At 51.2% G+C, this 18,902-nt stretch carries 25 protein-coding genes; 21 read left to right on the forward strand and 4 right to left on the reverse strand.

Features of this window, described 5'->3' with window-relative positions; translation table 11 throughout:
* The first annotated feature begins 16 nt into the window (after nucleotides 1-16).
* The 11 genes from EKM97_RS04000 (at nucleotide 17) to truA (ending at nucleotide 7,120) form a co-directional block, all read left to right on the forward strand.
* The gene (locus tag EKM97_RS04000; RefSeq protein WP_125570992.1) at nucleotides 17-670 is read left to right on the forward strand and encodes an adenylate kinase; all 654 of its coding nucleotides are present in this window, start codon (nucleotides 17-19) and stop codon (nucleotides 668-670) included.
* A 147-nt stretch (nucleotides 671-817) separates the two neighbouring features.
* Entirely contained in the window at nucleotides 818-1,036 is a 219-nt protein-coding gene (gene infA / locus EKM97_RS04005) for a translation initiation factor IF-1 (RefSeq protein ID WP_125570993.1), read from the forward strand.
* 25 nt (nucleotides 1,037-1,061) lie between these two features.
* Entirely contained in the window at nucleotides 1,062-1,181 is a 120-nt protein-coding gene (gene rpmJ / locus EKM97_RS04010) for a 50S ribosomal protein L36 (protein ID WP_125570994.1), read from the forward strand.
* 27 nt (nucleotides 1,182-1,208) lie between these two features.
* Nucleotides 1,209-1,574, forward strand: coding sequence for a 30S ribosomal protein S13 (gene rpsM, locus EKM97_RS04015; RefSeq protein ID WP_125570995.1), 366 nt, complete (start codon nucleotides 1,209-1,211; stop codon nucleotides 1,572-1,574).
* 20 nt (nucleotides 1,575-1,594) lie between these two features.
* Nucleotides 1,595-1,984: a 30S ribosomal protein S11 gene (gene rpsK, locus EKM97_RS04020; protein ID WP_125570996.1), complete on the forward strand. Its 390-nt coding sequence runs from the start codon at nucleotides 1,595-1,597 to the stop codon at nucleotides 1,982-1,984.
* 75 nt (nucleotides 1,985-2,059) lie between these two features.
* Entirely contained in the window at nucleotides 2,060-2,998 is a 939-nt protein-coding gene (locus tag EKM97_RS04025; protein ID WP_125570997.1) for a DNA-directed RNA polymerase subunit alpha, read from the forward strand.
* Between the two features lie 22 nt (nucleotides 2,999-3,020).
* A complete protein-coding gene (rplQ, locus tag EKM97_RS04030; protein WP_125570998.1) occupies nucleotides 3,021-3,401 on the forward strand; it encodes a 50S ribosomal protein L17 in 381 nt (126 codons plus the stop codon).
* Between the two features lie 502 nt (nucleotides 3,402-3,903).
* Nucleotides 3,904-4,740 carry an energy-coupling factor ABC transporter ATP-binding protein gene (locus tag EKM97_RS04035; RefSeq protein ID WP_125570999.1) on the forward strand — a complete coding sequence of 279 codons (837 nt, stop codon included), beginning with the start codon at nucleotides 3,904-3,906 and terminating at the stop codon, nucleotides 4,738-4,740.
* Nucleotides 4,716-5,579: an energy-coupling factor ABC transporter ATP-binding protein gene (locus tag EKM97_RS04040; protein ID WP_125571000.1), complete on the forward strand. Its 864-nt coding sequence runs from the start codon at nucleotides 4,716-4,718 to the stop codon at nucleotides 5,577-5,579. Before EKM97_RS04035 ends, EKM97_RS04040 begins: the two co-directional genes overlap by 25 nt.
* The gene (locus EKM97_RS04045; protein WP_125571001.1) at nucleotides 5,572-6,366 is read left to right on the forward strand and encodes an energy-coupling factor transporter transmembrane component T family protein; all 795 of its coding nucleotides are present in this window, start codon (nucleotides 5,572-5,574) and stop codon (nucleotides 6,364-6,366) included. The genes EKM97_RS04040 and EKM97_RS04045 overlap by 8 nt, the downstream gene beginning before the upstream one ends.
* 13 nt (nucleotides 6,367-6,379) lie before the next feature.
* Nucleotides 6,380-7,120: a tRNA pseudouridine(38-40) synthase TruA gene (truA, locus tag EKM97_RS04050; protein ID WP_125571002.1), complete on the forward strand. Its 741-nt coding sequence runs from the start codon at nucleotides 6,380-6,382 to the stop codon at nucleotides 7,118-7,120.
* Nucleotides 7,121-7,184: 64 nt separating this feature from the next.
* On the opposite strand, the gene EKM97_RS11915 is transcribed toward truA, so the two are convergent.
* A complete protein-coding gene (locus tag EKM97_RS11915; RefSeq protein ID WP_164507428.1) occupies nucleotides 7,185-7,346 on the reverse strand; it encodes a hypothetical protein in 162 nt (53 codons plus the stop codon).
* 130 nt (nucleotides 7,347-7,476) lie between these two features.
* On the opposite strand from EKM97_RS11915, the gene EKM97_RS04055 reads away from it, so the two are divergent.
* The 4 genes from EKM97_RS04055 to rpsI all read left to right on the forward strand — a co-directional run bounded on the left by EKM97_RS04055 (nucleotide 7,477) and on the right by rpsI (nucleotide 11,509).
* On the forward strand, nucleotides 7,477-9,012 hold the full coding sequence (locus tag EKM97_RS04055) for a multicopper oxidase family protein (RefSeq protein WP_125571003.1): 1,536 nt from the start codon (nucleotides 7,477-7,479) through the stop codon (nucleotides 9,010-9,012).
* A gap of 11 nt (nucleotides 9,013-9,023) precedes the next feature.
* Nucleotides 9,024-10,397 carry an MFS transporter gene (locus tag EKM97_RS04060; RefSeq protein ID WP_225419205.1) on the forward strand — a complete coding sequence of 458 codons (1,374 nt, stop codon included), beginning with the start codon at nucleotides 9,024-9,026 and terminating at the stop codon, nucleotides 10,395-10,397.
* A 258-nt stretch (nucleotides 10,398-10,655) separates the two neighbouring features.
* A complete protein-coding gene (gene rplM, locus EKM97_RS04065) occupies nucleotides 10,656-11,102 on the forward strand; it encodes a 50S ribosomal protein L13 (RefSeq protein WP_125571004.1) in 447 nt (148 codons plus the stop codon).
* A gap of 11 nt (nucleotides 11,103-11,113) precedes the next feature.
* Nucleotides 11,114-11,509, forward strand: coding sequence for a 30S ribosomal protein S9 (gene rpsI / locus EKM97_RS04070; RefSeq protein WP_125571005.1), 396 nt, complete (start codon nucleotides 11,114-11,116; stop codon nucleotides 11,507-11,509).
* Nucleotides 11,510-11,859: 350 nt separating this feature from the next.
* On the opposite strand, the gene EKM97_RS04075 is transcribed toward rpsI, so the two are convergent.
* From EKM97_RS04075 to EKM97_RS04085, 3 genes are all read right to left on the reverse strand, one after another.
* Nucleotides 11,860-12,816: an NAD(P)H-dependent flavin oxidoreductase gene (locus tag EKM97_RS04075; protein WP_125571006.1), complete on the reverse strand. Its 957-nt coding sequence runs from the start codon at nucleotides 12,814-12,816 to the stop codon at nucleotides 11,860-11,862.
* Complete coding sequence (locus EKM97_RS04080) at nucleotides 12,813-13,673, reverse strand: arginase family protein (RefSeq protein ID WP_125571007.1); 861 nt, start codon at nucleotides 13,671-13,673, stop codon at nucleotides 12,813-12,815. Before EKM97_RS04080 ends, EKM97_RS04075 begins: the two co-directional genes overlap by 4 nt.
* 64 nt (nucleotides 13,674-13,737) lie before the next feature.
* Nucleotides 13,738-14,058, reverse strand: a complete 321-nt coding sequence (locus EKM97_RS04085) for an ArsR/SmtB family transcription factor (protein ID WP_125571008.1) — start codon at nucleotides 14,056-14,058, stop codon at nucleotides 13,738-13,740.
* Between the two features lie 174 nt (nucleotides 14,059-14,232).
* On the opposite strand from EKM97_RS04085, the gene EKM97_RS04090 reads away from it, so the two are divergent.
* From EKM97_RS04090 to EKM97_RS04115, 6 genes are all read left to right on the forward strand, one after another.
* Nucleotides 14,233-14,703, forward strand: coding sequence for an ester cyclase (locus tag EKM97_RS04090; RefSeq protein ID WP_125571009.1), 471 nt, complete (start codon nucleotides 14,233-14,235; stop codon nucleotides 14,701-14,703).
* Between the two features lie 218 nt (nucleotides 14,704-14,921).
* Nucleotides 14,922-15,410 carry a prolyl-tRNA synthetase associated domain-containing protein gene (locus EKM97_RS04095; protein WP_191985982.1) on the forward strand — a complete coding sequence of 163 codons (489 nt, stop codon included), beginning with the start codon at nucleotides 14,922-14,924 and terminating at the stop codon, nucleotides 15,408-15,410.
* An 87-nt stretch (nucleotides 15,411-15,497) separates the two neighbouring features.
* A complete protein-coding gene (locus EKM97_RS04100; protein WP_125571011.1) occupies nucleotides 15,498-15,971 on the forward strand; it encodes a MerR family transcriptional regulator in 474 nt (157 codons plus the stop codon).
* Nucleotides 15,972-16,012: 41 nt separating this feature from the next.
* Complete coding sequence (locus EKM97_RS04105; RefSeq protein WP_125571012.1) at nucleotides 16,013-16,687, forward strand: NAD(P)-dependent oxidoreductase; 675 nt, start codon at nucleotides 16,013-16,015, stop codon at nucleotides 16,685-16,687.
* A 128-nt stretch (nucleotides 16,688-16,815) separates the two neighbouring features.
* Nucleotides 16,816-17,763, forward strand: coding sequence for a DMT family transporter (locus tag EKM97_RS04110; protein WP_125571013.1), 948 nt, complete (start codon nucleotides 16,816-16,818; stop codon nucleotides 17,761-17,763).
* A 12-nt stretch (nucleotides 17,764-17,775) separates the two neighbouring features.
* Nucleotides 17,776-18,435 carry an NAD(P)H-binding protein gene (locus EKM97_RS04115; RefSeq protein ID WP_125571014.1) on the forward strand — a complete coding sequence of 220 codons (660 nt, stop codon included), beginning with the start codon at nucleotides 17,776-17,778 and terminating at the stop codon, nucleotides 18,433-18,435.
* Nucleotides 18,436-18,902 lie beyond the last annotated feature (467 nt).

Here is an 18,902-nt window from a genome sequence, read left to right on the forward strand (position 1 = left end):
ACGGAGGATACACACAGTGAATCTGATTCTTATGGGCCTTCCAGGTGCCGGTAAAGGTACCCAGGCCGAGAAGATTGTGGACAAGTTTCCAATTGCTCACATCAGCACCGGTGACATGTTCCGTGCCGCTATGGCTAACGGGACTGAGTTAGGTAAGCAGGCCAAGTCCTACATGGATGCTGGTCAGCTGGTTCCTGATGAAGTTACCGAAGGACTTGTCAAGGAGCGTCTGCAGGAAAAGGATACGGAATCCGGCTACATGCTAGACGGTTTCCCCCGGACCATCGCGCAGGCTGAAGCACTGGAAACAATTGCCAGTGACCTCAGCAAGCCCCTTGATGCCGTCATCAACATTGATGTTGATCCGGCGATTTTGACAGAGCGGCTTACCGCTCGATTCATTTGCAAGACCTGCGGCGCAACTTACAACAAGTTGTACCACATGCCTAAGGTTGAAGGTACGTGTGACCGCTGTGGGGGACATGAGTTCTTCCAGCGCGACGACGACAAGCCAGAAACCGTGCAAAACCGCCTCAAGGTCAACATCGAAATGAACACGCCCCTGCTTGATTTCTACGCTGACCGCAAGTTGCTGTTCAATGTGAATGGTGACCAGGACATTGACGCGGTATTCGCAGAGATTGAATCAATCCTTGATGCACGCAAGTAATTCAGGATTGACATCGTCTGTCGGCGGGCAGACTTGTTTTCAACGTGCGAAGAATGTGATACACTGACGCAGTGTGTCACACGGTCGAGGTCCAGCATTTTGGGCGCAGTTATATATTGACCAACCGGACGAGGAGGAAAAAGTTCCGTGGCAAAAGACGATGTCATTGAAATTCAGGGCACCGTGGTGGATAACCTACCCAACGCGATGTTCCAAGTCGAACTTGAAAATGGTGCTAAGGTTTTGGCCCATGTTTCAGGTAAAATTCGGATGCATTACATCCGGATTCTGCCAGGTGATCGTGTGACAGTTGAACTGTCACCATACGATTTGACCAAGGGCCGAATCACATACCGTTTCAAGTAGCCAAGACAGGAGGCTTAAAACAACAATGAAAGTACGTCCATCAGTTAAGAAAATGTGCGAGCACTGCAAAGTTGTACGCCGCAAGGGTCGCGTTATGATTATTTGCTCCGCTAACCCAAAGCACAAGCAGCGTCAGGGCTCATAATTTTAGAATAATAGGAGGTGTCATTACATGGCTCGTATCGCAGGTGTCGACTTGCCCCGTAACAAGCAGATCGTAATCGGTCTGACTTATATTTACGGTATTGGTAACACTACTGCTAAGAAGATTCTTGCCGAAGCAGGCGTCGCCGAAGACATTCGTGTCTCCGACCTCACTCCTGAACAGGAAGACAAGATTCGTGCTGGGGTAGACAACTACCGCGTCGAAGGTGACCTTCGTCGTGAAGTTAACCTCAACATCAAGCGTCTCATGGAAATTGGCGCTTACCGTGGCATTCGTCACCGTAAGGGTCTTCCAGTTCGCGGTCAGCACACCAAGAACAACGCACGCACTCGCAAAGGTAAGAAAACTACCATTGCCGGTAAGAAGAAGTAAGTAAAGGAGGTCTGTATTAGATGGCAACACGTAAGACAACCCGGAAGCGCCGTGTACGCAAACACATCGAAAGTGGTGTAGCGCACATCCACTCCACGTTTAACAACACCCTGGTTATGATTACTGATCCCCAGGGTAACGCAGTGGCTTGGTCTTCTGCTGGTGCTCTTGGTTTCAAGGGTAGCCGTAAGTCCACTCCATTTGCAGCCCAGATGGCCGCTGAAGCAGCAGCCAAGGAAGCTATGGAACACGGTATGAAGTCCGTTGAAGTAGCCGTTAAGGGCCCAGGTTCAGGCCGTGAAGCTGCCATTCGTGCAATTCAGGCAGCTGGTATCGACGTCACCGCTATTCGCGATGTTACGCCAGTTCCGCACAACGGTTCTCGTCCTCCAAAGCGGCGTCGGGTGTAGTTTGCATGCCCGTATGTCTCATTTGGAGATTGGGTAAGCTGACGACACTCTCGTTCTGAAAGGGGTACACTTTAGATGATCGAATTTGAAAAGCCAAACATTACTAAGGTTGATGAAAACAGCAACTACGGTAAGTTTGTCATCGAGCCACTCGAACGCGGGTATGGTACAACGCTCGGCAATTCGTTGCGGCGGATTTTACTTTCATCTTTGCCTGGGGCTGCGGTCTCAAGCATCCAGATTGACGGCGTGCTCCACGAGTTCTCCACAATCGATGGGGTGCTCGAGGACGTCACCCAGATCATCCTGAACATCAAAAAGCTTGCTTTGAAGATGCACGGTGATGACGACAAGACAGCTGAAATCAACATTGAAGGTCCTGCGACCGTTACGGCGGGCGACATCAAGGCCGATGCCGATGTTGAAGTTTTGAACCCTGAGCAGTACATCTGCACGGTTGCCGAAGGTGCTTCATTGCACATGCGGATGAACGTGAAGACTGGACGTGGTTACGTTCCAGCTGACCAGAACAAGACCGATGACATGCCAATTGGCGTCATCGCTGTTGACTCGATTTTTACCCCAATTAGTCGGGTTAATTACCAGGTTGAAAGTGCACGTGTGGGTCGCCGTAGTGACTTTGATAAGCTCACTTTGGATGTTTGGACCAATGGTTCAATCAACCCGCGCGAAGCAATCGCCCTGGCTGCGAAGATTTTGACAGATCACCTGGCAATCTTCGTTAACCTGACCGACGAAGCTAAGAATACTGAAGTCATGGTCGAGAAGGAAGAGGACCACAAGGAAAAGATGCTCGAGATGACAATCGAAGAGCTCGACCTTTCCGTCCGTTCTTACAACTGCTTGAAGCGTGCTGGTATCAACACGGTTCAGGAGCTTACTGACAAGACTGAAGCGGAAATGATGAAGGTGCGCAACTTGGGCCGGAAGTCACTTGAGGAAGTTAAAAACAAACTCTCTGACTTGGGTCTCAGCTTGCGCCAGGATGACTAATTCGTAAAGGAGGCCAAAATTCATGAGTTACCGGAAATTGGGACGTACCAGTTCCCAGCGTAAGGCACTTCTCCGTGACCTTACTACTGACCTGATTATCAACGAACGTATCATCACAACCGAAGCACGCGCTAAGGAAGTGCGTTCTACGACCGAAAAGATGATCACTCTCGGCAAGCGCGGCGATTTGCACGCTCGTCGTCAGGCAGCAGCATTTGTACGTCGCGAAGTCGCTGACGTAATTGAAAAGGATGACACGGTTGTTGTACAGTCTGCTTTGCAGAAGCTGTTCAGCGACGTAGCTCCTCGTTACGCAGAACGTAACGGTGGTTACACTCGTATCCTTAAGACGAGCCCACGCCGTGGTGACGGCGCACCGATGGTTATCATCGAACTCGTTTAATCAATTCCGGCGGGTGCGCGCACACGTACCCGCCTAGTTGGTGGAGGTGCGATTCCTCCGGCCGGATTCCCCCCGGTCTAACAAGCGGGTGCGTAAGCAATTGCGAACCCACAAAGTAAAACCGAACTGACCCTAGTGGCCGGTTCACTTTGATCATTTGATCGATGGAGCGTTACGATGATGGCTGCTCGTTCTTCCCTGGAGAGTAGGGCGTTTCGACGCCGGGAATATCCCATTCCTCTTAGTCTAGCTTGCGAGTGCTGAGGCAACTCGGCCCTCCATCTCAAATGATTTTACATAATGGCGTCCTGCATAGCGGGACGCTTTTTGTGTGCGTGTAAGCAGATTGTAGGTAATGAATACGCGCACGCAAATAGCCCAGTTGCCAGTGGCGAAGAAGCAGCGGTGACAAACCTTTGGTAATGACTGCCTCCGCAGGCGGTGGTACGGCGCACAGTATGCTAAAATGTTGACATGTATTATTTGTAAGGAGGACGACACGGTGGCAGGGATTATTGATGTGCAGGACCTTAAATTTACTTACTCGGGGCAGCAGCGGCCGGCGCTGGATGGCGTGAGCCTCTCCATTCCTGCAGGTAAGTGGGTTGCTGTCGTGGGCCATAATGGTAGCGGCAAGAGCACACTCGCCAAGAATATTTTGGGACTACTTGAACCGGAGTCCGGCAGTGTCGAGGTGGCCGGTATGCGGCTCACCGCTGATTCAGTCTGGGATATTCGCGCCGAGGTAGGCATCGTGTTTCAGAACCCTGATAATCAGTTCGTGGGAGCAACCGTGGCGGATGACGTAGCGTTTGGTCTCGAGAACCGGGCCGTGCCCCGTCCGGAAATGCTGCAGCGAGTTGATGGGGCGCTTGCCGCAGTCGGCATGACCGCCTTCAAAAATCGCGAGCCGGCACACCTGTCTGGCGGTCAGAAGCAACGCGTTGCGATTGCGGGCGTGGTTGCACAACGCCCTCAGATTCTGATTCTGGATGAAGCAACGTCGATGCTTGATCCAGCTGGGCGGCGGGATGTCATGAGTCTAATTCATAATCTGAAGACGCAACTTAACTTAACCGTGTTGTCCATCACGCATGACTTGGAAGAGGCGGCGAGTGCTGATCAGATTATTGTGCTGGATAATGGCAAGATTGTGCGTAGTGGGACCCCAGAAACAATTTTTGCGCACGGCAGTCAGGTGGCGGAATGGGGACTGGATGTCCCTTACTCTGAAGACCTCAAGGAGCGCCTCGCCGCGGCGGGGCTCCAGATGCCGCTGACGTATACTGATGAAGAAAGGTTGGCTGATTACCTGTGGACATTAAATTCGACCAAGTAGGGTACACCTACCAGGCGGGGACCCCGCTGGCGGCTGTTGGCCTGCAGGACGTCTCGTTCACCATTCATGGTGGTGACTACACGGCCATCATCGGCCAGACCGGCTCGGGGAAGTCGACACTCCTGCAACACCTGAATGCCCTCCTTAAGCCCAGCACGGGCACTGTAACGGTCGGGGACCGGGTAATCACCAGCAAGACCTCAAACAAGAACCTGCGGCCGCTACGGCAGAAGGTGGGCATGGTGTTCCAGTTCGCCGAGAGTCAATTATTTGAATCCACGGTGGAACGCGACGTCGCTTTTGGCCCGCAAAATTTTGGCGTGTCCCAAGACGAAGCCTTCGCACTGGCTGCACAGAGTGTCGAGCGGGTGGGGTTACCCGCCGACGTGCTACAGAAGTCGCCTTTTGATCTGTCTGGTGGGCAGATGCGGCGGGTGGCCATTGCGGGCGTGCTGGCAATGCAGCCGGAGGTGCTCGTACTTGATGAACCCACTGCAGGACTTGATCCCCGCGGCCGCCGGGAGATGATGACCCTTTTTGCCCGCTTGCACGCCGAGGGGAAGACGGTGGTGCTGGTAACGCACCAGATGGATGACGTGGCCGATTACGCGGATAAGGTCCTCGTCATGGATGAGGGCAAGCTGGTCGCGAACACGACCCCCGCGGGATTGTTCCAGAATCCTGATTGGCTGCTAGCTCACCACTTAGGTTTGCCGAAAACGACGAATTTTGCGCGTAGCCTGCAGAACCGCGGGTTTCAGTTCGACCGCTTGCCGATTAGAGAAGACGAGCTGGTCGCCATCCTGAAGCAGCAGTTAGGGGGGCAGCAGCATGAGTAAAATGATTCTTGGTCGCTACATTCCCGGCGATTCGTTTATTCACCGCCTAGACCCACGCACGAAGCTGCTGGCGACCTTCTACTACATCGCCATCGTGTTCCTGGCGAACAACTGGGTCAGCTACCTGTTTCTGGCTCTGGCGACGCTCGCCATCATTCCCCTTGCACGGGTTAGCTTCCGCTTCTTCCTGCGCGGGCTACTGCCTGTTCTCTTCCTGATTGTGTTCACGGTGCTGATTCAGATTTTCTTCACCACTGGAGGTCAGGTTTATTGGCACTGGGGTTGGTTCACCTTAAGTAGCGCGGGGCTGATTAACGCCGCGTACATCTTCATCCGTCTGGTGCTTATCATCTTCATGTCCACACTGCTGACGCTCACGACGCCTTCCTTGTCGCTGGCAGACGCGGTAGAATCGCTGCTTAAGCCATTAGCGGCAATCAAGTTTCCCGTCACCGAGGTGGCCCTGATGCTCAGCATTGCGCTGCGTTTTGTGCCCACGCTGATGGACCAGACGAGCAAAACGATGAACGCTCAGCGGGCACGCGGGGTGGACTTTGGGTCAGGTGGCCTGGTTAAGCAGGTGAAGTCCATTGTGCCCCTGTTCATTCCCTTGTTTGTGTCAGCGTTCGCGATGGCGGACGACCTCGCCACGGCGATGGAAGCACGCGGGTACAAGGACGGCTACGGCCGGACGCGTTACCGGGTGCTGCATTATGGGCGCGGTGACTTGCTGACGCTGGTGGTCATGGCTGTACTGACGCTCGGCCTCGTATTGCTTAGGAAATAATGGAGGACAGATTTTGACGCACTACAAGTTAACGCTTGCCTATGACGGCACCCGCTTTGCGGGTTACCAAGTACAACCAGAGCAGCGCACCGTGCAGGGTGTGTTGCAAAAGGCGCTCAGCAAAATGGCCAAGGCCCCCGTTCACGTCGATGGGTCCGGCCGCACGGATTCCGGTGTGCACGCATTAGGGCAGGTCATCTCCTTTGATTTCCCGGGAAATATTCCCGAACCGAACATGGTGATGGGGCTGAACAGCATGATGCCGCTCGACATTTTGATTAAGCAGGCCGAGATTGTGGATGCAGACTTCCACGCCCGTTACTCGGCGAAGGGCAAACGGTACCTGTACAAGGTCGCACTTGGCAAGTACACCGACCCGTTTAAGCGGCTGTACACCGGTCATTATCCCTACAGAATTGACCCGAAACGCATTAGTATTGCCCTCCAGGACCTGATTGGCACGCATGATTTCACCAGCTTTGCTGCAAGTGGCGGGGTGATTAAAGACAAGGTGCGCACCATTTATGACGCAACCTGCGTTTACGATCAAGCCAGCAACGAACTCATCATGGAGTTCTACGGCAACGGTTTTCTTTACAACATGGTGCGGATTCTTGTGGCAACCGCGCTGGAGATTGGCAACGGCCGTCGCGACCTGCATGACTTTAAGCGCCTGATTGAGGTGCGTGATCGCCAGCAGGCCCGCGGTACTGCGCCCGCTTCTGGCTTGTACTTGAAGGAAGTTTATTACTAGAACTCAGTGCGTCATGTAAAAAGACACCGGTTCAGCAAACATTTTACTGAACTGGTGTCTTTTACTATTTGCGATACGCCCCGACGAGCCCGAGTACGGCGTCAACCAGCATGATGATGGCCATGAGGTACATTGCAATCATCATCTGGCCTTTCGCGACCAAGTATAACAGCACCAAATTGGCGAGTACCATGACCCAACAGAATCCTTTGGACATCCTAAGCATTATTACCACCTCCGCTGGCAGTTTAGCACGTGCTTGTGAAGTCGTAAACAATAACTGAAGTGACTGGGGATAAGGTGTAGAATTGAAGTGAATTGAGGTTACAACTTGTACATGCTGAGGAGGCAATCTGATGATAGAAAAGGTTTATACTGACTATTTCTTTGACGAACCCGCTTATGATTACCATGACGCGGGCTACGTGCCACTAGAGGTGGCAGACGCGCCGGAGAAGCCACTGGCCGTGCCGCCACTACTGGAACCCGATAAGATTGACGGGGATGATATTTACTACACCGTGACCGCGGAGGCGGGCGAGACCCAACTACTCCCGGGTGCGAAGACCAAAACTTGGGGCTATAACGGGACACTACTGAGCCCGACAATTCGTTTTGAAAACGGCAAGCATTACCATGTGACCTTGCGCAATGAGTTACCAGAACTGACGACTTTCCACTGGCACGGGTTGAACGTGAGTGGCCCCTACGTTGATGGGGGCTGCCACGCCCCCGTTTACCCAGGCGAAGAGAAGCAAATTGAGTTTACGCTGAACCAGCCAGCCGCGATGTGCTGGCTGCACGCGCATCCGTGCCCATCCACTGCTGAACAGGTTTGGCACGGACTTGCCGGCATCGTCTACGTCACCGACAAGCATGAGCAGACACTCGTGGTTCCCCATGAGTACGGCGTTGATGACATTCCGCTGGTACTGCAGGACCGCCGCTTCCACGAGAATAACCAGTGGGACTACCGTGCGGACTACGATCCAGACGGGGTGGCCGGGCCAACCGCCATGCTCAATGGGACTGTACGCCCGTATTTTGACGTCACGACGACGAAACTGCGCTTGCGGATGCTCGATGGGGCCAACCGCCGCGAGTGGCGTCTGCACCTGAGTGGCGACCGGCCGTTCACGCAGATTGCCAGTGACGGTTCCTACCTGCCCGAACCTGTACAGTTGACGAAGGTGATGATGACCTGCGCCGAGCGGGTCCAGATTGTGATTGATTTCGCAGACTGCAAACCTGGCGACACGGTTACCCTCTACACGGATGACGCGCCGCTGATGACTTTCCGTATCCATGAATTCGCTAAGCAAAATGCGGAACTACCCGCACACCTTTTGGATATTCAGGCACCTACCGTAAATCCGCAGACACCAGTACGCCGCATCGTCATGTCGGGGATGGACGAAACGGTCGCGATTGATGGTAAGAAGTTCCAGATGGACCGGATTGATGCGCAGCAGCCAATTGGTCAGGCCCAATACTGGGACATTGTGAACACCAACGACAAGCCAGGGATGGTGCACCCCTTCCACTGCCACGGGACCCAGTTCCTGGTGGTCAGTCGTAATGGCAAAGCCCCATATCCCAATGAGCATGGCTACAAGGACACTATGGGCGTGAACCCTGGCGAGACTGTGCGGCTGCTCGTGCGTTTTGACCTGCCTGGTGTGTACATGTACCACTGCCACATCATCGAGCACGAAGACGGCGGGATGATGGCCCAGATTGAGACCTACGACCCAAGTAAGCCGCGTCCGCACTATGAGCTGATGACGATGGATAAACTGATGCAGGCCTTATCTGAAGAGCGCGGGGTCCCAATGGATCAGCTCTGGATGGGCGGCATGGCGTCTTATGAAGCCATGGGGATGAAGATGTAAGGGGGCTTTTGGTGACTACGCAATTGGAAGGCAAAAGGCGAACTGCCTTCGTCGCCACGCTCCTGACGGGAACGTTCTCGATGTCGATTTCCCAGTCGGCTCTCAGCACCGCCTATCCCAGTTTCATGCGGGCCTTCAATGTGTCCGCAGACACGGTGGCGTGGCTGACAACCGGCTTTATGTTGATGATGACCCTGATGATTCCGGTGAGTCCCTGGTTGCTGAGCAACGTGCCGTTTAAGCGCTTGTTTCAGGCCGTCGAACTGATTTTCGCGGTTGGTACGGCCTTGTGTGTGTGGGCGCCGAGCTTTCCGGTGCTGCTCGCGGGGCGACTGCTGGAGGCCATTGGAGTGGGAGTAATCTTCCCCAGTTTCCAGACGGTGCTCCTCACGATTACGCCGCAAAAGGCACGCGGAAGCGTCATGGGGACTGCAGGTCTGGTTATGGGTTCAGCGCTCGCCGTTGGTCCCATAATCTCCGGGGTGCTCCTCACCTGGTTTAGCTGGCAGGCACTGTTCGTGTTCTTCCTGATTGTGGCGCTGGGCGTGCTGCTGGTCAGCACCGGCACCATCAGCTCGGTAATGCCACTGGCCCCGCGCGGGCTGGACTGGCTATCTGTTCTGCTGAGTGCGGGTTTACCACTGACACTGCTGGCGCTGAGCATGCTGACAAAAGGCCGGGAGCGTCTCGGCGGCTTAGTGCTGCTACTGGTCGGAGTGCTGCTGATTGCAGCCTTCACCTGGCGGCAATTGCATTTGGACAAGCCGATGCTGGAGCTGCGCGTTTTGCGGACGGGGATGTTCACCAAGGCGGTGTTGCTGACGGGAATCTCCTACGTGGCGCTGATTGTCACGACCATACTCATGCCGCTGTACTTTCAAACGGTACTGAAGGTCTCGCCACTGGTTTCCGGGCTGAGCCTGGTACCTGCCGCGGTGTTACTCAGTTTTCTCAACCCGCTCAGTGGACGGATGCTCGATAGTTTCGGGCCGCGGCGCGTGGCAGCTATCGGCATGGGACTGATCATTATCGGCTTCGGCTTACTGGCTTCACTAAGCGGCCGGATGTCGCTGCTGCTGGCGATTGTGCTGGCGGCGTGCTGTGAGGCGGGGAACGCCTTCGTCATGATGCCGTCCGTGACGGCAGGGGCGAACGCACTCCCGGCAAAATTAGTGCCGGATGGCACCGCGGTAACGACAACTGCCCGCCAGTTGTTTGGCTCCGCGGGGGTGCTGCTGGCCACCGTCTTATTGGCAAGTTTGCAGTTGCAGATGAGCAGTCAAACTCTTGGCTTTGCCCTGACTTTTGCACTGTTTGCCCTCATCGGCATTTGTGGCCTGCTGCTGGCACTTAGCTTACCGAAGAAATTGCAAACTCGGGACTAGGCAAGCGCGGTGTTTTCATGTAAACTAAGCTCCGCTGGGAGCGCGAAGAAGCGACCGACACGGTGAGGATTAGCACACTGCGCCGGCCACTTTTGTGAGTAAAGCGTATTCTTCATGAATAAATGCCCGCGACCCGCCCGGAGCCGTTGACGTGGGCGAACAATTTTGCTATTCTTATAGCTGGTATTGTTTGCCCCACGTAAGCCCCGGAAATCTTACAAGTGTCAAACAAACACAGAAATTTGGAGGAAACTCATCGTGCGTACAACATTTCTGGCTAAGCCAGGTGAAATCGAACGCAAGTGGTATGTAGTCGACGCAACCGACATTTCTCTTGGTCGTCTTGCTTCCGTCGTCGCATCTATCCTGCGCGGTAAGAACAAGCCAACATACACCCCTAACGTAGATACTGGTGACCATGTCATCGTCATCAACGCTTCTAAGGTTAAGCTGACTGGCCGTAAGGCTACTGACAAGATCTACTACCGTCACAGCCAGCATCCAGGTGGTCTTAAGCAGGAAATTGCTGGGGACCTTCGGGAAAACAACCCAGAACGTTTGATTGAATACGCAGTTAAGAAGATGCTGCCAACCAAGAACACTCTTGGTCACCAGCAGTTCATGAAGCTGCACGTGTACGCAGGCGCAGAGCACGACAACGCTGCTCAGAAGCCTGAAGTACTCGACATCAAGGATCGTATCTAAGGAGGAACATCATGGCAGACGTTGTAGCATACAGCGGCACAGGCCGCCGCAAGAACTCCGTTGCCCGTGTACGTCTCGTACCAGGTACCGGTAAGATTACTATGAACGGCAAGGATGTTCGCGAATACCTTCCGTTCGAAACACTTATTTTGGATATGGAACAGCCATTTACACTGACCGAAACCAAGGGCCAGTACGACGTTCTCGTTAACGTCAATGGTGGTGGTTTCACAGGTCAGGCCGGGGCAACCCGTCACGGTATCTCCCGTGCTCTGCTTAACGTAGACCCTGACTTCCGTGCAGCCCTCAAGAAGGCCGGCATGCTCACACGTGACCCTCGTATGAAGGAACGTAAGAAGCCAGGTCTCAAGAAGGCCCGTAAGGCTAGTCAGTTCTCCAAGCGTTAATTCGCAAAGAGAAGCGCCGTTACAGCGGCGTTCAGACGAAGACTTTTACAAGAAAGCAGCTACCTCAGCAATGGGGTGGCTGCTTTTTTGTGCCACATTTGGCTGATTTGGTGGTAGCCCTCGGGTTCGAGGCCAAGCTGAAAACAGACGGATTGCGTTGCAATCTTCTCGCTATCGGATGCTGCCAGTAAAGAAAATTGATGACTTCTATGACACAATTAAAACGAAAAAAAATTTCAAAATTCACAAGTTAATGGCGCGAAGAAGGGTGGGCATCCCTAAATCACAAGCCAAAATCTGATGTATAGAAAAAGCACCACAACGGGTGCTAAGCTCGCAAACTTATTCAACTATGCCATCAATTCACGAATTAACGCCTCGACACTAGGCAATGAGTTAATGGTATCAACGCCATTGTTCACACTAATTATCCCACGCTCGAAGTCTCCCAGTAACATACCTGGTCTCAATCCGCCGTTGATACTGATTTCACGATCAAGTACAGCGTCAGGATTGTTGCGGTACCGACTGGCATATTTTAATGCTGCCGGCGTTTTCACAGAGCGTTGCGTAGGCGAAACCCTCAAGACATCGCTAAAGTGTGCCTTAAGCACAGCAGCTTTTGCCGCATCAGACATCGGCGATTCCTGGGTCATCAAGAAACGACTGCCAATATAAGCCCCTTGCGCGCCCAAGGCAAAAGCTGCCCGCACGCCGCGGGCATCGTTGATTCCACCGGCCGCTAATACGGGTGTAGATACTGCATCAACCATGGCGGGCACAACAGTAAACGTTCCAAAGTCCTGGTGTGGCATCACACCACCTTCATCACTACCAGTCGCGACTAAAATATCAGCACCAAGGCGTTGCCCTGCACGCATTTGTGCGACTGTCGGCGTCAAAGGACGGAAAATCAAGATTCCTCCATGCGCTTTGATGTCGGCGAACAACTCTTCATGAGCGCTTCCGACCACCGCAAAGTGATGAACATTTTCTTCGTAGGCCATCTTCAACAATGCAGCAGTAAATATGTTGTCCGCAACGCTTTGATCTGGTTCAGGCGTCAATATGTTCAATCCGATTGGCCGATCAGTCAACGTTCGGGCCATGCGCAGCTCCTGGCGCATGCGCTCTGCAGTGAGCACCGGGTCATTCGTCACGCTTGTTTGCCCGGCATTCGGGCCAAGTACACCTAAACCACCAGCATTGCTAACTGCAGCTACCAGTCTTGCGTCCGTTACCCAAGACATAGGTGCTTGAATCAGCGGATATTTAGTCCCTAAAATTTCGGTCACGCTACGCGTCATGATTGCCGTCCTCCGTTAAAAATTGGTAACTGATTCAACCCGCGATGCAAATTCAACGCATCCCAAGGCATGTGTTCCGCAATGCTTAGCCCGACCAAATCAGCTTGGTGGCTCACGTTCGTCAACAACGCAATCACTTGATCAAGCGTCATACTACCGATGGCTGCACCAAACTGGGCGCGATCAAAGTGCGGTTTAGCTGGTAGAATCGAACGAAAATCGTCTGGGTCTAATACGTCTAAATCAAAATGTAGCGCAACATGGCGAATGGCATGTGCAACTAACCAGTCTTGAATTGGGTGACCTTGACGCAACTGTTGCGGCGTGGCGGTTGCCAAGCCCATGTCTCTCACCAGTTGATCCATCGGTCGCAATGCCGCCACCGTTAAACCAGCAAAGAAGACTTGTGCTGGTCGCAGTGGATTTTGAACCTGTTGCGCAAATTCGGAATTACTGGCATGTAGCAGATCGGCCACCACCATTTCATGCAAGTGGTGCGTATCGCTGATTGTTGAAATATCCGGATGCGCATCTAACCAAATCACACCAAAATCGTCCGGATACCGGCCATTCAAATAATCAAAGGGTACTTCTGAAACGGCACAATCACCACCTAGCGTAATCACACGTTGCGGCTTGTTTTTCACCAAAGCGTCTCGGGCAAATTGTTGTTGATTAGCTAACTGAACCCCGCCATCAATTCCAGACTTCTTGTTGGCATCTGGGCTGACAGGAACATTCACTTGTAGTGCATCCAAAATCTCAGGTACGATGGCACGTAATACGCGGTTGCCCATTTGGTAATCGGGATTCATGCCGCCTTGCCACTCTGGCCAGTTAAGCATCATCGTTGTCATTAATCTGCATCTCCATATCTACAAATCGTGAATTATCGATTTATCACGTTAAAAAAGGCTCTTTTTACAGGGCCGTAGCAACCAATGAGGCTAATGCCTGCACATTGGCCTCATTGCGGCGATAATAGGTCCATTTTCCATGGCGTTCTGATTCTAATAAGCCGCAATCTTGCAAATCGCTCAAGTATTTAGATACCGTGGACTGGGCCAAACCGGCATTTTTGACGATATCCTGCACACAGATGCCGCCTTTTTCAGTCATCATATACCGCACGGTTTCGCATGATACGCTGGTGATTTCCTTTTCAGGGTCCTTGAGCCACTGCAAGATGTCTAAACGAGTCTGATTTGCCAGTGCTTTGAAGAGTTTCTCATTCATTTCCATGGCTTCAGTTTAACAGAATTGCCGTGAAAGTAAATATCGACTTTTCTCGATTTATCGATTGACAGCTAAAAAATAGCCTGCTAACCTAATGTCAGTGATTCACTAAGAACGCATTAGACGGCCGCTAACACGCGTTTAACATTCACTCAATTTAAATACGTGGAGGTCATTTTCATGATAAATACCCAATTACACAAAGACATCGTCACTAAGCTGATTGCTGAAGCGCTACCAAACAACGATGTGGCCTACGTCGAATCCGTGGTCACACCTGAAACCGTTACTCGTCGTGCAGGGTTTGCCAGTCTCTTACAGGCAACCGACCAGATTAAACCTGCACCAAGCAACTTCATGGATTGGGTCCGTAACGGCTGGGACAGCTTACACGCCGCCCTCAGCGAACAGAAGGTCACCATGCGCGAGGTCGTCGCTGATGGCAACCAAGTCATTGCCCACTACACGTACACTGCAAAACATGCAGGTACTTTTGCGTCGGCACCAGCTACTGGCAAAACCATCCATTGGGACGAAATTGGGATCTTCAAATTCAACAATGACGACAAACTCATCGATATGTGGTACATGATTGATGAATTACGCGTTGCCGAGGAACTTGGACATCAGCTCCTGCAGGCGACCAAGTAATTCATTCAGTAACATCCTATCTGCCCAATTGCCTTCTGGCTGCTGGGCTTTTTTTGCACGGTAGATTCTTGAATCAAGGACAACAAACTAATCTCGTTGAGTCGTTCAACGCTTATTGAATGCCAATGCTAATTAGGTTAGTGTGAGGATGATTAACCGTAGGAACGAATGATACGCCAGTCTGTATCCCCACAATTCAAGTTCTAAACGGAGGCATTATGGACAAAGAAGCAACCTACCAATATTTGAAGGCCCATGGCATAGACTTTGAAGTGAATGAGCACAAAGCGGTTTTTAATATGGGAGCGCTAGCGTCTGTGCACTTGGCTTATCCTGAGTGGGATGCCAAAAATCTATTTCTTCGCGATGATAAAAAACGGCATTACTATCTGATTTCAGTTAAAGGTGACAAAAGAGTTGATCTGAAAGCCTTCCGCAAGCAATATGGACTGCGACCACTTTCGTTTGCGTCAGAGCATGACTTGCTCGCTCTTCTGGGGTTAACACCAGGCTCTGTGACGCCGCTTGGGCTTTTGAATGATGCAGACTGCATCGTTCATTATTATCTTGATGCCGAATTTTTAGGCAATATCATTGGGGTACATCCTAACGAGAATACGGCCACAGTATGGTTGCGTGCTGATGCACTTATTCGAATCATTAAAGCGCATGGCAATGACGTCGATATCATTGATTTAAATGGGTGAATTTTCTTGTGATGTCAATCGGTATCATAGGTGAAGCAACTGTGTGCGAATTTTTTCATCCACACATTGAAGAAAGGTGAGGTGCAAATGGATAATACAATCACATACAGCATCGGCGACGTTGCCAAGCGCTTAGGCTTGACCGTTCAAGCTATTCGTTATTATGATGCGGAAGGTTTGTTACCGTTGTTGAAACGCGATGCTGGCGGCAGGCGCGTGTTTACCGAAGATGATATCCGCACTTTGCAGATGATCTTAGACTTACGCGATGCCGGCGTGTCGATTAAAGATAGTGCGCAGTTTGAAAACTGGCGCTTACAAGGGGATCAAACACTGCAAGATCGTGCTGATTTTTTGGATGCACATGAACATGAACTACAGTCGCGCATTGATAGCCTTAATGCGTCAATGGCGCATCTGCATTTTAAACAGTGGTATTATCGAACCGCGCTGCAAGCTGGCACGGAGCAGATTCATTTGGTTGGTGATACCAAAGAAATCAAACAGGCCACCTTTGATGATTACGCCAAATTGCAGAACGATTCGCCTCTTGACCTCTAGTCGACTATAGGGACTATGCTGTGATCTGAGGAGGTCATGGCATGAAAATTATGATCATTGGCGTGTTCGGTCACGCTGGGCGGGCGATTTATCGCGAAGCCAAGCGACGTGGACACGTTGTCGTCGGCGTTGCGCATCGGCGCCACAAGCATCCCGTGGTGGATCAGTTGATTCTCAAGGATATCCAAGCGTTGACCCAAGACGACGTTAAAGGTTTTGATGCAGTGATCGACGCCGTCGGGGCTTGGTCCACGCAAACTGAAGTCGTGCACACATTAGGACTGGCCCATGTGATTGCCTTATTGCAAGCTACCAAGACGCGCTATTTGAAAGTTGGCGGGGCGAATACGCTGTATACAGATTCTGAGCATCGCCATCAACTCCAAGAATATCGGCGGTATTACCCACGCTATATGCAGGATTTGTGTTTAGCGCATAGCATCGGCTTGCAACAGCTCAAAGATAGCCACGATGTCTTGTGGACATACGTGACGCCGCCGTACAATTTTGATCCTGAAGGTCGTGCGACTGGACACTATCAAGTGACTGGGGATGAATATTTCCCCACACCTGATCCAAGCGCTGGGCAAAATGATTACATCAGTTATTCAGATTATGCCAAAGGGATGATCGATATCGTTGAGCATCATCAATATGTTGGCCAGCAGATTACACTATTTTCGGGCAACAATCCAGATCCCAGTCAACGCTATTGAGTTGCGCCTAAATCTCGCTGATCATCAGCGGGATTTTTTTGCAGAATTTGCTTGACCTCTAGTTCACTATAGGCTGTATTGTAGTGCTTGCACTACGAAAGTGAAAATCAAAATATTGGAGGGATAGCGTGGTATTTCTAGCGTTGGTGCCCATTATCATGGGTGCGGGATTAGCGACCCAAACGGCGATTAATTCAAAATTACGTCAGTTTGTGGGTTCACCTTATTTGGCTTCAGGCATTTCGTTTATGATTGGGCTGCTGTTTTTGTTCGTATTAGGTCGATTGTTGCATCAACCATTGCTGCCAACGACCAGTTTTGTGACCACACAACCTTGGTGGATCTGGCTGGGCGGGGTCTTTGGTGTAATCGAATTAACTGGCAACATTGTGCTGTTTAGCACCTTAGGAAGTATTCAAGCGTCAGTGCTACCAATTCTCGGCCAAATCATCATGGGCGTGGTGATCGATCAATTCGGCTTATTCGGGTCGCCAACCCAAAGCATGACTTGGTTGAAACTCCTCGGCGTCGTGATATTAGTGATTGGCGTTTTGATCACAATCGGCGTAATCGGACCCACTGATCCGCTGACGAAGCGCGCCTTATCAAAAGTGCATGTGAAATATCAACTGGTTTATCAAATTTTTGGCGTGGCGGCAGGGATGCTGATGGCTTCACAAACAGCCATCAATGGCCATTTAGGTGTACAGTTAGGCTCAAGCATTCAAGCCGCGACGATTTCGTTTGCGATTGGAACGATCCTATTATTGTTGGTGCTTAGTTTCACACGTACCAGTTTTAGCCCAATTCGCGATGCGGTGATTGCGACTAAGCATTATTGGTGGTTGTGGTGTGGCGGTGCAATCGGTGGGGCATACATCTTGTGTAGTGCTTGGTTAGCACCATTGTTAGGCACTGGCCAAGTTGTGATTTTGGCGTTGTTTGGCCAATTGCTATTCAGCGCAATCGTTGAACACTTCGGCATGTTTGATTCGCTTGCAGTAGCAATCGAGCGGGAAAAAATCATCGGATTGATTGTGATGTTTGTTAGTGTCGTCGAGATCCACTTCGTTTAAAGGAGAATTTGAATGACTAAAAATGTTTTGATTTTAGGTGCTAGTGGTTCAATCGCAAGAATTGTGGTGCAACATTTGTTGGCGCAAGTCGGCAGTGACATCACCAAATTAACACTATTGGTCCGGCATCCCCAAAAGCTAGCCGGGCTTGATCTAACCAATCCTGGCGTGCAAGTCGTCCAAGCAGATGTGTTGGACACGGACCACTTGGCAACGATTATGGCCGGTCAGTCCTTGGTTTACGGAAACTTGTATGGTGCTGATCTTGGGCAACAGGCGGCTTCTGTGGTCAAGGCGATGCAGCAAGCACAAGTGCGTCGTTTGATCTGGATTTCTGCGAATGGTGTTTATGGCGAAATTCCGGGTGCATATGGTCGCTGGAATCAAGAGATGTTAGGCAGTACGTTAACGGCATATGCAGATGCCACTCGGGTAGTCGAAGCGAGTCAATTAGATTACACGTTGATTCGCCCAGCATGGTTTCAAGATGAGCCAGAAGTGGATTATGAAATGACGTTTAAAGGTGAAGCGTTCAAAGGTACCGAAATTTCACGCCAAAGTGTGGCTGATCTGGTCGAAAAGCTGATTCATGATCCTGAACAATTGATCGGCGAATCTGTTGGCATCAGTAAACCTAATACTGAAGGGCCGGCGCCACGCTGGTATCGGTAAAACTTGCATGAGCATCATCGGAACTGATGGTTAGCAAGTTGACTAGTTATCAGTGACTCGACAAATTCACCAAAGTGATGGCAAAAGCACCCTGCAGATTGCTGCGGGGTGTTTTTTTGTTGATTTTTTGGGAGACGATTGGTTAACGCGTGATAATCGCTTTGATTGCCAACTCATTATTAGAAGAGGCAATTGTGTCTCGAAGGGTTATTTCTTGTACATAGGATGTACTAATCGCATCATCAGTTCTGGACATTTTGCAAATTGATGTTTTTTTAATCTTTACATAAGATTATAATGACTGTGAATATAGAACTTATCTAGTGGCTGGTGAATTAGCCCTAACTTTCAGGCAAATCCGCGATAACTTTGTAATCAATCTTCACCGCAGTCTTATTCTTTTTGGCAGTAATCGAAATTGGTCTACTTAAAACTGCGAGAAGATTTTCCAAATTCGCCATGACCAC

Source organism: Lacticaseibacillus songhuajiangensis (assembly GCF_003946025.1).
In the GTDB taxonomy this organism is placed as follows: domain Bacteria; phylum Bacillota; class Bacilli; order Lactobacillales; family Lactobacillaceae; genus Lacticaseibacillus; species Lacticaseibacillus songhuajiangensis.